The sequence below is a fragment of the Azospirillum sp. ST 5-10 genome, from assembly GCF_051225715.1.
GTDB lineage: Bacteria > Pseudomonadota > Alphaproteobacteria > Azospirillales > Azospirillaceae > Azospirillum.
Map to the genome: position 1 here is coordinate 60,457 of NZ_JBPJSP010000019.1, position 13,629 is coordinate 74,085.

Sequence of the window (13,629 nt, forward strand, 5' to 3'; positions counted from 1 at the left end):
CTAATAGCCGAGCGCCGTCGGCAGCGCCTTCACCAGCCAGGGGCAGGCGATGCACAGGCCGAGCACGGCGAACTGCAGGATCACGAAGGGGGTGGCCTCCTTCACCAGCGTCATCATCGGCACGCGGGTGATGCCGCTCATGACGAAGAAGAGGACGCCGACGGGGGGCGTCATCATGCCGACCACGAGGTTGTACATGAAGAGGAAGCCGAAATAGAGCGGGTCGATGCCGTAGTTGAGCGCCACCGGCGCGAACAGCGGCACCAGCATGATGTAGGCGGCGTTGGATTCGATCAGCATGCCGACCACCACCAGCAGCGCCATGGTCAGCAGGATGTAGGTCATGGGATCCGACGTCAGGTCGCGGATCGCCTCGGACAGGCGCTGGGGCACCATGTCGATGGTGAAGATGAAGGTGACCGTGGCGGCAAACGCGATCAGCGCCCCCACCATGGCCGCCGTCACCGCGGCGCGGAACAGGCAGACCGGCAGGTCCGACAGGCGGAGCTGGCGGGTCACGAAGAAACCGATGGCGGCGGAGTAGACCACCGCGATGGCCGCCCCCTCGGTCGCCGTGAAGATGCCGCCGACGATGCCGCCGACGACGATCACCGGCATCAGCAGGATGACCAGCGCCCGGCGCGCCTGGTGCAGCACGTTGGGCAGGGAAACCGCCTCGCCGGTCAGGGCGTAGCCCCGGCGCCAGGAGATCCAGCTCGCCAGGGCCATGAAGCCGACGGTGAGGATGATGCCCGGCACGATGCCGGCCATGAACAGCCCACCCACCGACACGGACGAGCCGGCCATCAGGGCATAGACGATCATGGCGTTGGACGGCGGGATCACCGGCCCGAGATTGGCGGCGGACGCGATGACCGCGCTGGAATAGGTGTCGGGATAGTGCTTGCGCAGGGCCGGCACCAGCGAAGAGCCGAGCGCCGAGGCGCTGGCGACCGCGGCGCCGCTCACGGCCGCGAGGATCATGCCGGAGAGGACGGTGACGTGGGCCAGCCCGCCGTGCACCCGTCCGACCAGGCTGTTGGCGAAGGCGACCAGCCGGTCCATGATGCCGGCGCGCACCATCAGCTCCCCCGCCAGCATGAACAGCGGGATCGCCATCAGCGGGAAGTTGTCCACCGCGTGCAGCATGCGCTGGGGCAGCACCACCAGCTCGAAATCGGCGAACCACAGCGCGCCCAGGGAGGCGAAGCCCAGCGCGAAGGCCAGCGGCATGCCCAGCGCCGAGAGCGCCAGGAAGACGGCGATCACCATCACGGTCATAGGGTGTCTCCCTCCCAGGTGCGGGGGCCGCCCCAGGCCAGCAGCGACAGGTGCAGGAAGGAATGGACCGTGCATGCCAGCACGGCGACGTAGTAGATGCCCGCCGAGACGGGCAGGGTCGGCATCAGCTCCGGCCACTTGTCGAGGGTGGCGGTCCACGCCACCGTCAGCACCACCAGCATGAGGAGCGCGCCGGCGGCGGCCACGGCGCGGAACAGGGCGTCCTGGGCGGCACGGGGCAGCTGGGTGACCAGCAGGTCGATGCCCACGTGCATGCCGTACTTCACGCCGTGGGGGATCGCCAGGAAGATCGCCCAGACGAAGAACAGCCGGGACAACTCGTCGGCGGAATCGATGGAGGAGCCCAACACGTAGCGCCAGAACACCTGCAGCGAGACGATGATCGCCATCGCCGCCATCACCACGACGATCACCCCGTAGGTCAGGCGGTCGAGCCATCCCAGAGCCGCCTTGACGGGAGCGAGGCCGGCGGCGGGCGCCGGCCCCTCCCCCTGCTCCGCCACGCCGGCGGCCGGCCGGTCGGTCATTGCGCCGCCTCGGCCAGGACCATGTCGACCACCTTCGGATCGACGCGCTTCTTGACGCCGTCGACCACCGAGGCGGTCGCCTTGCGCAGCGCCGCGCGGGTCTCGTCGGTGATCGGCGTGAACACCATGCCGCTCTTGATCAGCTCCTGGCGCCAGCCGTCGTCACGCTTGGCCGCCTCCTCGCGCTGCCACAGCATGGCCTTGCGCATGGCGGCGCGCATGGCCGTCTGGGTCTCCGGCGACAGCTTCTCGAACTGGCGCTTGTTCACCACGACGTTGATGAAGTCGTAGAAGTGTCCGCTGTTGGACAGGTGCTTCTGCACCTCGTTGAAGCGGCGGGTGGCGATGATGTTGTAGGGGTTCTCCTGGCCGTCCAGCACACCCTGCTGCAGGGCGGCGTAGAGCTCCTTGACGTCCATGGCGATGGGATTGGCGCCCAGGGCGCGGAAGGTCTCGAGATGCACCTCGTTGGGCTGCAGGCGGATCTTCAGCCCCTTGAAGTCGTCCGCGCTCTCCAGCGGGCGCACGTTGTTGGTGGCGTGGCGGAAGCCCAGCTCGCCGTAACCCAGGTTGACGAAGCCCTTTTCGGCCATCTTGGCGTCGAAGAGCTGGCCGGCCTCCCCGTCCATGACGCGGAAGGCGTCCTCGCGGCTGTCGAACAGGAAGGGCAGGCTGACCGCCTCGTACTCCGGCACGGTGCGGGTGAAGTAGGCGATGGAGGTGACGACGCCGAAGATGGTGCCGGAGCGCACCTGGTCGACGTTCTCCTGGGCGCCGCCGAGCTGCATGGCCGGGAACAGGTCGACCGTGAAGGCGCCGTTGGTGGCGGCCTCGAACTCCGTCTTGAAGATCTCCATCGCCTGGCTGGCGGTGTGGTCGACCGGGAAGTTGCCGGCAAGGCGGAGATGCTCCGCCGCCGCGGCCGCGCCGGTGGCGAGCGACAGGGCGGCGCCACAGGCCAGCGCGGCGATGGTGGAGAGAAGGCGGCGTTTGCTGAGCATCGGGTCCTCCAGTCTGCTGCGGGCGATCGATGGATGGGCGATGGCGGCGTGCCGCTCTCCGGAAAGGGCCGCGCCACCGGGATCGTGTCGCAAGGGGGCAGCCCTTCGCAAGCAAAATATAATTATGATGACCGATTGAACCGCTTGCCTTCTCATTGTGCACCGGTCTGCGCACGCGCTGTGCAGATGCGGCAATTTCGGCCGGATCTCACGGATTCTTGCGGAGCTTTTCCCTCCCGCAATCGCCTGGGCGCACGTTCCCGGGACCGGCGGCGGGTCCGGATGAGGTTGAGGTCTGGGGCGATTTGAATTATGTTTGCGGGTGTCGGCCTCTGACGCGCACGCGCTTCTCCCGGCTGGGAAAAGCCCGTATGGTCGGCGGCCGGATTCGGAGACGCCCGCTCGGGCGGAGGTGGCGGTTGCTGACGACGGTGGACGACGGGAAGGGCAGCGGCGGGCGGCGGCGCAAGCGCACGGGGCCGACCGCCATGCACCTGGAGGCGCGCGAGCGCCTGCGCGAGATGATCGTCACCGGCCAGCTCAAGCCCGGCGAGCGCATCGACGAGCGCGGCCTGTGCGAGGCCTTCGGCCTGTCGCGCACGCCGATCCGCGAGGCGCTGAAGGTGCTGGCCGTGGAGGGGCTGGTGGAGCTGCTGCCCAACCGCGGCACCCGCGTCGCCAAGCCCAGCGGCGCCGACATCGCCCGCCTGTTCCAGGTGATCGCCGCGCTGGAGCGGCTGGCGGCCGAGCTGACGGCGGCCTCCGCCCCGGCGGCCGACCTCCGGATGCTGCGCGCCGACCACGACGAGATGGTGCGGATGTACCGCGCCGGCCGGCGCGAGGAGTACTTCGCGCTGAACCAGCGCATCCACGAGACGGTGATCGCGCTGACCGGCAACCCGGTGCTGATCCGCACCCACGCCGACCTGATGACGCGGGCGCGCCGGCCGCGCTACATCGCCATCACCTCCCAGGAGCGCTGGGACGAGTCCGTGCGCGAGCACGAGCTGCTGATGGCGGCGCTGGAGATCCGCGACAGCCGCTCGGCCGGCGACATCCTCTTCAACCACGTCCTGAAGACCGGCGAGGTGGTCCGCGCCAGCCTGGAGGCGGAGGCGCCCCTCCCCTCGGGATAGGTCCGGAACCGGGCGTGACCTCGGCCGTTGTGCTTGTCCAAGGCTGACGTCACGCGAACGGGAGGGCCACGCGCCATGAGCGACGCACCGCACACGACCCCCACCATCGATCCCGAGCATCCGTCCTGGGCCAACCGCTGGACCGTCTACGGTCTCGGCGCCGTCTCGGCCGTCGCCATCATCGCCGCGGTGTGGGGCTGGGCGGCAGCGGGCAACGCGCGCGACGAGGCGGCCGCCCTGCGCCAGGAGCTGACCACCGTGACCTCGGCCCGCGACGAGGCGGTGGCGACCGCCACTTCCCTGCGCGAGGAGCAGATCCCCAGGCTCCAGGACGAGGTGCTGGCGGCGACCCAGGAGCGCGACCGGGTGGCCGACGAGATGGCGCAGCTCCGCCGGCAGGTCGGCGAGCGCGATGCCTTGACCGGCGACCTGGAGACGCTGCGCACCGAGACCGCCAGCGCCCAGCAGGAGCTCGACCTGCTGCGCCAGCAGCGCGACAAGCTCCACCAGGACGTTCCCGAGACCGAGCAGCGCCTCGCCGCCCTCCAGGAGCAGACCGGCGGCCTCGACAAGCAGCTCCAGGACCGCACCGCCCAGGTCGAGCAGGCGGCGGCCCGCCTGGAGGAGCTGCGCAAGGCCCAGGAGACGCTGACAGGGCAGATCGACGAGGCGACCAAGACCCTGCAGACCCGCAACCAGGAGGTGGCGAGCCTGCAGGACCAGGTGGGCGGCCTGCGCGAGGAGCAGGCGAAGCTCCAGGAATCGCTGACCGGTCTGCGCCAGGACCTGGCGGGACGCACCGAGGAGCTGTCGACCATCCAGCAGCGCCTGACCCAGGCCCAGCAGGCGGAGCAGGAGGCCAACCAGGCCCTGGAGTCGCTGACCGCCGAGGTCCAGCAGCAGCGCCAGGCGCTGAGCGAGCTGCGCCAGAACGTCGCCGCCCGCAGCGACGAGCTCGCCGCGACCGAGCAGCGCCTGAGCCAGGCCCGGCAGGGGGAGCAGGAGGCCAGCCAGAACCTCGACACCCTGAAGACCGAGATCCAGCAGCAGCGCCAGGTGCTCGCCGAGCTGAGCCAGACCTACCAGCAGGCCTCCGCCAACCTGCAGGCGATCACCGAGAAGGAGCAGACCCTGCGCCAGGCCATCGCCGACCTGGAGCGGGTGCAGCAGGAGACCGGCCAGGCGCAGCCCGACGACGCCGACGCGCCGGCCCAGGGGCAGCAGCAACAACAACCGGAGCAGCAGCCGGCGCAGCAGCCGGCGCAGGGGCAATGATCGCACCCCTCCCCCGGCCCCGCCGGAGGAGGGCGGGGCCCGGCCGAAGGCCGGGAGGGTGGGGGCAAGGTGCAGGCGGGTGAGCCGGCGCTCCCGCTGAGAACCGATGGGCGTCCGATGGTCTTGCCGGGCCTTGCCCCCACCCGGCGCCTGTGGCGCCACCCTCCCCCGGCGGCGCCGGGGGAGGGGCCTAACGGCATCCCACCTCCGCCAGCGCGGCGTCCAGGATGTCGATCGCGCGGTCCATCTCGGCGATGGTGGTCACCAGCGGCGGCGTCAGGGTCAGCACCGAGCCCATGGTCGTCTTGAAGGACAGGCCGCGCGCCAGGGCGGCGTAGAGCACCCGTTCCGCCGCGTCGTCGGCCGGCGCGCGGCTGGCACGGTCGCGCACCAGCTCCACGCCGATCAGCAGGCCGAGGCCGCGCACGTCGCCGATCAGCGCATGGCGGTCGCGCAGGTCGTGCAGCCGCTCCAGCGCGTGGGCGCCGACCCGCGCCGCGTTCTCCACCAGCCCCTCGTCGCGGATGATCTCCAGGGTGGTCAGCGCCGCCCGCGCCGTCAGCGGGTTCTTCTCGTGGGTGTAGTGGCCGAGCGAGAGGTGGCCGGCGACGTCGAGGCGGGCCGGCGCCAGCACCGCGGCGATCGGCAGCATGCCGCCGCCCAGCGCCTTGCCGAGGACCAGCAGGTCCGGCGTCACGCCGACGTGCTCGGCGGTGAAGAGGCGGCCGGTCTTGCCCAGGCCGTTGGGGATCTCGTCGAAGATCAGCAGCGCGCCGACGGCGTCGCAGGCGGCGCGCACCGCCGGCCAGAATCCCGGCGGCGGCAGGTAGGGGACCGAGCGCACCGGCTCCGCCACCACGGCGGCGACGTCGCCCTCGCGCTCGAGCACGTAGCGCACCATGCCGGCGCAGGCCAGCCCACAGGCCGCCGGCCCGGGATGGCCGTAGGGGCAGCGGTAGCAGGCGAACGGCGCCACGTGCTCGGCGCCGGCCAGCAGCGGCCCCAGGCCGTGGCTGCGGAAATGCGCCTCGCCGCCGACGCTGGCGGCGCCGAAGCCGGCGCCGTGGAAGGAGTCCCAGAAGCTCACCGTCTTGTGCCGGCCGGTCGCCACCCGGGCCAGCTTCAGCGCGATCTCCAGCGCGTCGGAGCCGCCGGTGGCGAACAGCACCCGGTCGAGCCCGCCCGGCGCCAGCGCCGTCAGGGTCTCCGCCAGCTCCACCGCCACGGCGTTGGTGAAGCGGCGCGGGCTGAAGGTGAGGTCGTCGAGCTGCCCGGCCAGCGCCCGCCTCAGGCGGGGATGGCCGTAGCCGAGGTGGTGGACGTTGTTGCCGTGGAAGTCCATGAAGCGGCGGCCGTCGGCGTCCTCGATCCAGATGCCCTCGGCCTTGCGCACCGCCGACAGGCAGGGCGTCGACAGGGACTGGCTGAGGAACGCCGCGGCGTCGCGCGCCACCAGCCCGGCGGCCCGCGGGCCGACGTGCTCCGCCGCCCAGGCGGCGCGCCGGCCGGAGCGGTTGGTGTCGCCCTCCTGCCGCTCCTGGCGGACGCTCACGGCGTCTCGCCGCGGGCCAGCCGCGCCTCGATGTCGGCGATCACGGGCGGCAGGTCGGCCACCGACGGGATCACGTAATGGGCGCCGGCGGCGGCCAGCTTCGCCGCGGCCCGGCCGATGCGCCCCTCGCGCTCGGCGGCCGGCAGGGCGGCGAGCGCCTCGGCGGTCAGCCCGACCTCGTTGCCGGTGGCGGCGACCGCGACGGTCCAGGCGCCGGCGTTCAGTCCCTCCTCCACGTCGACCGGCGTGTCGCCCACCTTGACCACGGCGGCCGGGGGGTAGACGTCGAACTCGGCCATCAGGCGGAACACCATGTGCGGGCCGGGTCGGCCGGTCGGCAGGTCGCCGGCGCACACCATGGCGTCGGGGGCGTAGCCCTGGGCCTCCGCCTTGCCGACGCAGGCCGCCATGATGTCGCGGGTGTAGCCGGTGGTGGAGCCGATGCGCATCCTCCTGGCCCGCAGCGCCGCCACCGCCTCGGGCACGCCGGCGATGACGTCGGCGTAGTCGGCGACCACGGCGATCTGGCGCGGCAGGAAGCGCTCGTACACCGCGTCGGCGTCGGCGTCGCCGAAGCCGGCCCCCGTGGCGGCCCGCCAGCGCGCGTCGATGGCGCTGCCGATGGCGCGGATGTGCTGCCATTTCGGCAGGCCCATGGGGGCGCGCGCCTCGGCCTCGTCGATGGTCACGCCGAGCTCGGCGAAGGCCGCCTGGAAGACGGCGGCCGGGGCGCGGCAGCCATGGTCGATGCAGGTGCCGGCCCAGTCGAAGACGACGAGGCGGAGCGGTCCCACGTAGCGGCGGCGATAGGCGAAGGGCGTCATCGGCGGGCCTCCCGGACAATCTGTTGGCGCCAGCGAACCACCCGCGATACCATAAATCAAATCGGGAAATCGGCGCCTTCCATAGATCCATGCCTATGAACACCGCCCAGCTCCGCGCCTTCCACATGGTCGCGACGGAGCGCAGCTTCACCCGCGCGGCCAAGGCGCTGAACGTCACCCAGCCGACCATCTCCGGCCAGGTGCGGGCTCTGGAGGAGGCGTCGGGGGTGCGCCTGTTCGAGCGCCAGGGCCGCAAGGTGGCGCTGACCGACCTCGGCCGGCAGCTCTTCTCCGTGACCTCGCGCCTGTTCGCCCTGCAGGAGGAGGCGGAGGAGCTGCTGGACGCGCGCATGAAGCTGGACGGCGGGCGCCTGCATCTCGGCGCCGACAGCCCCTTCGCGGTGATGCCGCTGCTCAGCCGCCTGCGGCGGCGCCACCCCGACCTGCGCTACGAGATCGCGCTGGGCAGCTCGGCCGAGGTGTTGCAGACCCTTTACGACTACCGCACCGACGTGGCGGTGCTGGCCGACGTCTACGGCGACCCGCGGCTGGTGGCGGTGCCGCTGGCGAGCCCGAAGGTGGTCGCCTTCGTCCCCCTCGACCACGCCTGGGCCGGCCGCCGCTCGGTGGACATCGAGGAGTTCGCCGGCCAGCCCGTGGTGTGGCGCAGCGGCGGCTCGGTGACCCGCCGGGTGATCGAGCGAGCGCTGGCCGAGCGCGGCATCGAGCCCGACGTGGTGATGGAGGTGAACACCCGCGAGGCGGCGCGCGAGGCGGTGGCCGCCGGCTTCGGCGCCGGCGTGGTGGTGGAGAGCGAGATGGGCAAGGACACCAGGCTGGTGAAGCTGCCGATCACCGGCGCCCAGCTGAGCATGACCGAGTACGCGGTGTGCCTGCGCGAGCGCCGCCGCCTGCGCACCGTGCGCGCCTTCATGGACGTGGCGCGGGAATATGGCGGGTGACCCGCCGTCCCGCGCCGTGTCCCGTCACGCCCGGCACGCCTCGGCCGTCTCGCGGCCGATCGCCGCGAGGTCGAACGGCGTGGTCTGGTAGATCTCGTTGATCCAGTTGCCGAACAGGAGATGGGCGCTGCCCCGCCAGGAGTTCTCGGGCGGCTGGCGCGGGTCGTCGCCGGCGAAATAGCCGGAGGGCGCCGCGATGTCCACCCCGGCGGCGAGGTCGCGGCGGTACTCGTCGGCCAGCGACGACGTGTCGTATTCGAGATGGTTGAACATGTGGAGCGCGCGATGCGCCGGGTCGTCGACCAGGCACAGCCCGGTCTCGTCGCTCTCGGCCAGCACGGTGAGGCCGGAGCCGGCCGGGATGTCCTCGCGGCGGACCTCGGTCCAGCGCGAGACGGGGACCGGGAAGCGGTCGGAGAAGCCGCGCAGATAGGGCGAGGTCGGCACCAGCGTCCGGTGCCGGAAGACGCCGAAGGCCTTGCGCGGCAGGTCGTGCTTGGGCATGCCGTGGAAGTGGTGGAGCGCCGCCTGGGCCGCCCAGCAGATGGTCAGGCAGTGGTGGACGTGGCTCTGCGTCCAGTCGAGGATGCGGCGCAGCTCGTCCCAGTAGGTCACCGCCTCGAACGGCATCCGTTCCACCGGCGCGCCGGTGATCATGAAGCCGTCGAAGCGCTCGGTGCGGACGTCGGACCAGGGCCGGTAGAAGGACTCCATGTGATCGGCCGGGGTGTTCCGCGCGACGTGGTTGGTGATCCTCACCAGCGTCAGCTCCACCTGCAGCGGCGTGGCGCCGATCAGGCGCGCGAGCTGGGTTTCCGTGCTGATCTTGTTCGGCATCAGGTTGAGCAGCCCGATGCGCAGCGGCCGGATGTCCTGGCGCACCGCGTCGGTCTCGCGCATCACGACGACGCCTTCCGCCTGGAGCGTGCGGCGGGCGGGCAGATCGTCGGGAATCTTGATCGGCATGGTCGCGTGCGTCCTTCCCCTTTACTGGGCCCCTTCATTGGGGTGGACGCCGTGGCCCTTGTCCGTTTGGTTGCCGGCTCGGCCACATCCTTCCTTGCGGAAGCGCCACCTTGCCCGGATCGGCAGGTTGGCGTTGGGCGTCGCCCCAACTCTCGATGCGGAAGCGGTTCTACAGCACGCCGCGCCGTTTGGCAACGCCCGCGCCCGCGGTCATCCCCGCCATGCCTGGGTGCGCGCCACCAGGGTGCGGGCGGCGGCGAGGAACAGCACGCGCACGGCGAAGGCGGTGGCGAAGATCAGCATGGCCATGGCGGCGGCCGGCGCGGTGTCGCCGACGTCGTCCATGTTGAGGACGGCGATGGAGGCCAGCTTGGTGTCGGGGGCATAGAGGAACACGACCGCGCTCACCGTCGTCATGGCGTTGACGAAGAGATAGACGGCGATGTCGAGGATCGCCGGCAGGCACACCGGCGCCGTCACCCGGAGATAGGTCGTCCAGAACGGCACCTTGAGCGACGCCGAGGCCGCCTCGAACTCCGCATCCACCTGCTTCAGCGCGGTCACGGCGGTGAGGTGGGCGACGGTGTAGAAGTGGGCGACGGTCGACAGCACCAGGATCGCCATGGTGCCGTAGAGGAACCCCAGCGGGTTGGCCGGGGCGTTGAAGAAGAAGATGTAGGCGATGCCCAGCACCAGCCCCGGCACCGCCAGCGGCACCATGGCGAGCGCCCGGATGCCGTGGCGCAGCGCCGCGTGCCCCCGCCCCTTCTCCATGAGATAGGCGCCGGTGAAGATCACCGCGCTGCCGGCCAGCGCCGTCCAGCCCGCCATCTCCAGGCTGTTGAGGTAGGGCAGCCAGCCGTCCGGGGAGTTCGCGGCGAAGTCGTAGTGGCGCCAGGTCGGCGCCAGGTTGTAGGGCCAGAAGCTGATGGTCGAGGCCCAGGCGGCGGTGCCGAGGATGCCGAGCACCGCCGCCGCCACCGGCAGGCAGACCGCCAGCAGGGCGGCGTCGCGCCGCCGGCTGCGGCGCGGCACGAGCGGCACCGAGCGGGCGCTCACCGCCGCACTCTGCCGGCGCTGCACCGCCACGTCGATGGCGAAGGCGACCACGGCCGGCACCAGCAGCACCAGCCCCACCACCGCGCCCATGGAGAAGTTCTGCTGCCCCACCACCTGCTTGTAGACGTCGGTGGCGAGCACGTCGAAGGAGCCGCCGATCACCTTGGGCACGCCGAAATCGGTGATCGCCAGGGTGAAGGCGACCACCGACGCGCTGACCAGCCCGTAGCGGGCACCCGGCAGGGTCACCGTGCGGAACACCGTCCAGCGCCCCGCCCCCAGCGCCTCGGCCGCCTCGTAGAGCCGGCCGTCGGCGGTGGCGAGCGCCGTCACCAGGATCATCAGCACGTGGGGGAAGACGTAGAACGCCATCCCCATCACCACGCCGATGGGGCCGTAGACGCTGTGCCCCATCAGCAGGCCGCGCAGCACGCCCTGGTTGCCGAAAAGATAGACCAGCGCGATCGCCGGCAGCAGCGACGGCGCCAGCAGCGGCAAGAGCGCGACGTGCCGCAGCAGCCCCCGCCCCGGCAGCCGCGAGCGGGTCAGGGCGTAGGCGTAGACGAAGGCCAGCGGCACCACCAGGGCCGTGGTCGCCCCGGCGACGAGGAGGGAGTTGCCCAGCGACACCGCTAGGGCCGGCGAGGCGAGATAGTCGCGGATGTTGGCCAGCCCGACGAAGGCGCCGCCGCGGTCGAGCACGGCGCGGACCAGCAGCGATCCGAGCGGCAGCAGCACGAACACGGCGAGGAAGCCGGCGACGGCGAGCAGCGCCGCCCGCAGCGCCCACAGCTCGCCGTCGTGCGCCCGCGCGGGCGCGGGAGCCGTGGCGAGCGGCGCCGTGTCGGCCTGGGCGGTCACGCCACGGGCCCCGCGTCCACGGGCCCCGCGTCCACGGGAAAGGCGCGCAGCCGGTCCTCGGCCACCCGGATGCGCACCCGCCGCCCGGGCTCCAGCCCGAGGCCCAGCGCGTGGGCCGCCGGCAGGTCGGCGAGGATGGGCTCGGCGGCCAGCCGCGGCACGGCGACGCGGGTGCGGTAGACGGGGCCGAGGAACTCCGCCCCGGCGACGGTGCCGATCAGGACGTCCGGCCCGGCCGCGCCCTCGTCGGCCGGCTCGCAGGCGACGTCCTCCGGCCGCAGGCACAGGGTCAGCGGCTCGCCGCCGGCGCCGTTGGGCGGGCCGAGGCGCAGCCGCCCGTCGGGCGTCCGGTGGCCCGCCAGGAAGTTGGCGGCGCCGACGAAGCCGGCGACGAAGGACGTCGCCGGCCGGGCGTAGATCTCGGCCGGCGTGCCCACCTGCTCGATGCGGCCGCGGTTCATGACGACGATGCGGTCGGCGACCGACAGCGCCTCCTCCTGGTCGTGGGTCACCATGACGGTGGTGACGCCGAGGCGGCGCTGCAGGTTCTGGATCTCGCCGCGCAGCCGCTGGCGCACCTTGGCGTCGAGCGCCGACAGCGGCTCGTCCAGCAGCAGCAGGCCCGGCGACGAGGCCAAGGCACGGGCCAGCGCCACCCGCTGCTGCTGCCCGCCCGAGAGCTGCGCCGGGTACTTGGCGGCCTGGTCGGCCAGCCCGACCAGGTCCAGCAGCTCGTCGACGCGGGCGGCGATCGCGCCGCGCGGGCGCCGCGCCGCGCGCGGCCCGTGCTCCAGCCCGTAGGCGACGTTGCGCGCCACCGTCAGGTTGGGGAACAGGGCGTAGGACTGGAAGACGATGCCGAAGTCGCGCGCCGCCGGCGGCCGGTCGGAGACGTCGACGCCGCGCTGGAAGACGCGGCCGGCGCTCTGCCGCTCCAGCCCGGCGACGACGCGCAGGAGCGTGGTCTTGCCGCAGCCCGACGGGCCGAGGAAACAGACGAATTCCCCCTCCGCCACCGCGAGTGACACGCCGTCGAGCGCCCGGAAGCGCCCGTAGCTCTTGACGACGTCCTCGACGTGCAGGGCCGGTGGCGGGGGGGAGCGGGTCATGCCGGCCTCAGCTCTTCGGCTCGCTCTTGGCGCCGTAGCGCTCCTGCCAGGTCTTCAGGATGTCGGCGCGGTGCTCCGCCGCCCAGGCGAAGTCGTTGTCGATCATCCGGTCCTGGATGCCGGCCGGGAAATGCTTCACCGGCTTGGCGACGCCCGGCATGGCGACGACGGCGTAGGCCTCGTTGTACATCTCGTTGGCCTGGCGGGAGACCGACCAGTCCGCCAGCGTCTTGGCCGCCTCCAGGTTCTTCGAGCCCTTGACCAGGGCGAAGGATTCCAGGTCCCAGCCCACGCCCTCGGACGGCGCCACCACCTCCAGCGGTGCGCCCTTCTCCTTCAGCTGGGCGCCGACGTAGGCGAAGGAGATGCCGATGGGGAACTCGCCCTTCGCCGCCATCTTGCAGGGCTTGGAGCCGGAGTGGGTGTAGACCGCCACGTTCTCGTGCAGCTTGTCCATGTAGGCCCAGGCCTTGTCCGCCCCCCACATCTGCATCCACGAGGAGACGTCGAGGAAGCCGGTGCCCGAGGAGTTCGGGTTGGGCATGACGATGGCGCCCTTGTAGACCGGCTTCGCCAGATCGTCCCAGGAGGCCGGGATCGGCAGCTTCTTCGCCTCGGCCTCGGCGGTGTTGACGCAGATCGAGGCGATCCAGGCGCGCTGGCCGACCCAGTGCGGCGTGTCGTGGCGGGTGTCGAGATACTTCTTGTCGAGCGCCTCCACCCCCTTGGGCGCGTAGGGCTCCAGCATGCCCTCCTTGTCCATCACCAGCAGGCTGGTGGCGGCCAGGCCCCAGATCACGTCGGCGCGGGGGTTGTCCTTCTCCGCCAGCAGCTTGGCGGTGACGATGCCGGTGCTGTCGCGGACCCAGCGGATGTCGACGTCGGGGTGGGCGGCCTCGAAGGCCTTCTCGAACCCGTCCAGCTCTTCCGGCTCGACCGCGGTGTAGACGGTCAGCTCGGTCTTGGCGTGCGCCGGCGCGATGCCGAGCGCGGCCGCCGCCACGGTGGCGGCCAGCAGCGTCCTGATCCCCATCTCTTCCCCCGGTTCCTGTGGC

At 71.9% G+C, this 13,629-nt stretch carries 12 protein-coding genes and 1 riboswitch; of the genes, 3 read left to right on the forward strand and 9 right to left on the reverse strand.

All coding sequences use genetic code 11. The annotated features are described in order from the left end of the window. From ACSBPG_RS20105 to ACSBPG_RS20115, 3 genes are read right to left on the reverse strand one after another with little or no spacing between them, the layout of a single operon-like run. Nucleotides 1-1,281, reverse strand: coding sequence for a TRAP transporter large permease (locus tag ACSBPG_RS20105; protein ID WP_435538988.1), 1,281 nt, complete (start codon nt 1,279-1,281; stop codon nt 1-3). Then, nucleotides 1,278-1,829, reverse strand: coding sequence for a TRAP transporter small permease (locus ACSBPG_RS20110; RefSeq protein ID WP_435538989.1), 552 nt, complete (start codon nt 1,827-1,829; stop codon nt 1,278-1,280). The genes ACSBPG_RS20105 and ACSBPG_RS20110 overlap by 4 nt, the downstream gene beginning before the upstream one ends. Continuing rightward, nucleotides 1,826-2,830 (reverse strand): TRAP transporter substrate-binding protein, encoded by a 1,005-nt coding sequence (locus tag ACSBPG_RS20115; protein ID WP_435538990.1) that lies wholly within the window; start codon nt 2,828-2,830, stop codon nt 1,826-1,828. Before ACSBPG_RS20115 ends, ACSBPG_RS20110 begins: the two co-directional genes overlap by 4 nt. A gap of 419 nt (nt 2,831-3,249) precedes the next feature. Here ACSBPG_RS20115 and ACSBPG_RS20120 point away from each other — a divergent pair, with 419 nt between their 5' ends. After that, nucleotides 3,250-3,966 (forward strand): GntR family transcriptional regulator, encoded by a 717-nt coding sequence (locus ACSBPG_RS20120; RefSeq protein WP_435538991.1) that lies wholly within the window; start codon nt 3,250-3,252, stop codon nt 3,964-3,966. A 75-nt stretch (nt 3,967-4,041) separates the two neighbouring features. Beyond that, nucleotides 4,042-5,241, forward strand: a complete 1,200-nt coding sequence (locus ACSBPG_RS20125; RefSeq protein ID WP_435538992.1) for a hypothetical protein — start codon at nt 4,042-4,044, stop codon at nt 5,239-5,241. 190 nt (nt 5,242-5,431) lie between these two features. On the opposite strand, the gene pbfA is transcribed toward ACSBPG_RS20125, so the two are convergent. Together pbfA and phnX are read right to left on the reverse strand one after the other, a co-directional pair. Continuing rightward, on the reverse strand, nt 5,432-6,793 hold the full coding sequence (gene pbfA / locus ACSBPG_RS20130) for a (R)-1-hydroxy-2-aminoethylphosphonate ammonia-lyase (RefSeq protein WP_435538993.1): 1,362 nt from the start codon (nt 6,791-6,793) through the stop codon (nt 5,432-5,434). After that, nucleotides 6,790-7,617: a phosphonoacetaldehyde hydrolase gene (phnX, locus tag ACSBPG_RS20135; RefSeq protein WP_435538994.1), complete on the reverse strand. Its 828-nt coding sequence runs from the start codon at nt 7,615-7,617 to the stop codon at nt 6,790-6,792. The genes pbfA and phnX overlap by 4 nt, the downstream gene beginning before the upstream one ends. Nucleotides 7,618-7,706: 89 nt before the next feature. On the opposite strand from phnX, the gene ACSBPG_RS20140 reads away from it, so the two are divergent. Next, complete coding sequence (locus ACSBPG_RS20140; RefSeq protein ID WP_435538995.1) at nt 7,707-8,579, forward strand: LysR substrate-binding domain-containing protein; 873 nt, start codon at nt 7,707-7,709, stop codon at nt 8,577-8,579. Between the two features lie 24 nt (nt 8,580-8,603). Here the strand turns inward: ACSBPG_RS20140 and ACSBPG_RS20145 are convergent, their stop codons facing one another. The 4 genes from ACSBPG_RS20145 to ACSBPG_RS20160 form a co-directional block, all read right to left on the reverse strand. Continuing rightward, entirely contained in the window at nt 8,604-9,545 is a 942-nt protein-coding gene (locus ACSBPG_RS20145) for a homoserine O-succinyltransferase (protein WP_435538996.1), read from the reverse strand. A 56-nt stretch (nt 9,546-9,601) separates the two neighbouring features. Next, nucleotides 9,602-9,709, reverse strand: a riboswitch (SAM-I-IV-variant riboswitch). 46 nt (nt 9,710-9,755) lie between these two features. Beyond that, entirely contained in the window at nt 9,756-11,465 is a 1,710-nt protein-coding gene (locus ACSBPG_RS20150; RefSeq protein ID WP_435538997.1) for a putative 2-aminoethylphosphonate ABC transporter permease subunit, read from the reverse strand. Further along, entirely contained in the window at nt 11,462-12,574 is a 1,113-nt protein-coding gene (locus ACSBPG_RS20155; protein ID WP_435538998.1) for a putative 2-aminoethylphosphonate ABC transporter ATP-binding protein, read from the reverse strand. The genes ACSBPG_RS20150 and ACSBPG_RS20155 overlap by 4 nt, the downstream gene beginning before the upstream one ends. 7 nt (nt 12,575-12,581) lie before the next feature. Then, nucleotides 12,582-13,607 (reverse strand): putative 2-aminoethylphosphonate ABC transporter substrate-binding protein, encoded by a 1,026-nt coding sequence (locus ACSBPG_RS20160; protein WP_435538999.1) that lies wholly within the window; start codon nt 13,605-13,607, stop codon nt 12,582-12,584. Nucleotides 13,608-13,629 lie beyond the last annotated feature (22 nt).

Excerpts from the sequence above, each read along its gene's own strand:
- ACSBPG_RS20105 (WP_435538988.1), bottom strand. The coding sequence starts at position 1,281 with ATGACCGTGATGGTGATCGCCGTCTTCCTGGCGCTCTCGGCGCTGGGC.
- ACSBPG_RS20110 (WP_435538989.1), bottom strand. The coding sequence starts at position 1,829 with ATGACCGACCGGCCGGCCGCCGGCGTGGCGGAGCAGGGGGAGGGGCCG.
- ACSBPG_RS20115 (WP_435538990.1), bottom strand. The coding sequence starts at position 2,830 with ATGCTCAGCAAACGCCGCCTTCTCTCCACCATCGCCGCGCTGGCCTGT.
- ACSBPG_RS20125 (WP_435538992.1), top strand. The coding sequence starts at position 4,042 with ATGAGCGACGCACCGCACACGACCCCCACCATCGATCCCGAGCATCCG.
- phnX (WP_435538994.1), bottom strand. The coding sequence starts at position 7,617 with ATGACGCCCTTCGCCTATCGCCGCCGCTACGTGGGACCGCTCCGCCTC.
- ACSBPG_RS20140 (WP_435538995.1), top strand. The coding sequence starts at position 7,707 with ATGCCTATGAACACCGCCCAGCTCCGCGCCTTCCACATGGTCGCGACG.
- ACSBPG_RS20145 (WP_435538996.1), bottom strand. The coding sequence starts at position 9,545 with ATGCCGATCAAGATTCCCGACGATCTGCCCGCCCGCCGCACGCTCCAG.
- ACSBPG_RS20155 (WP_435538998.1), bottom strand. The coding sequence starts at position 12,574 with ATGACCCGCTCCCCCCCGCCACCGGCCCTGCACGTCGAGGACGTCGTC.
- ACSBPG_RS20160 (WP_435538999.1), bottom strand. The coding sequence starts at position 13,607 with ATGGGGATCAGGACGCTGCTGGCCGCCACCGTGGCGGCGGCCGCGCTC.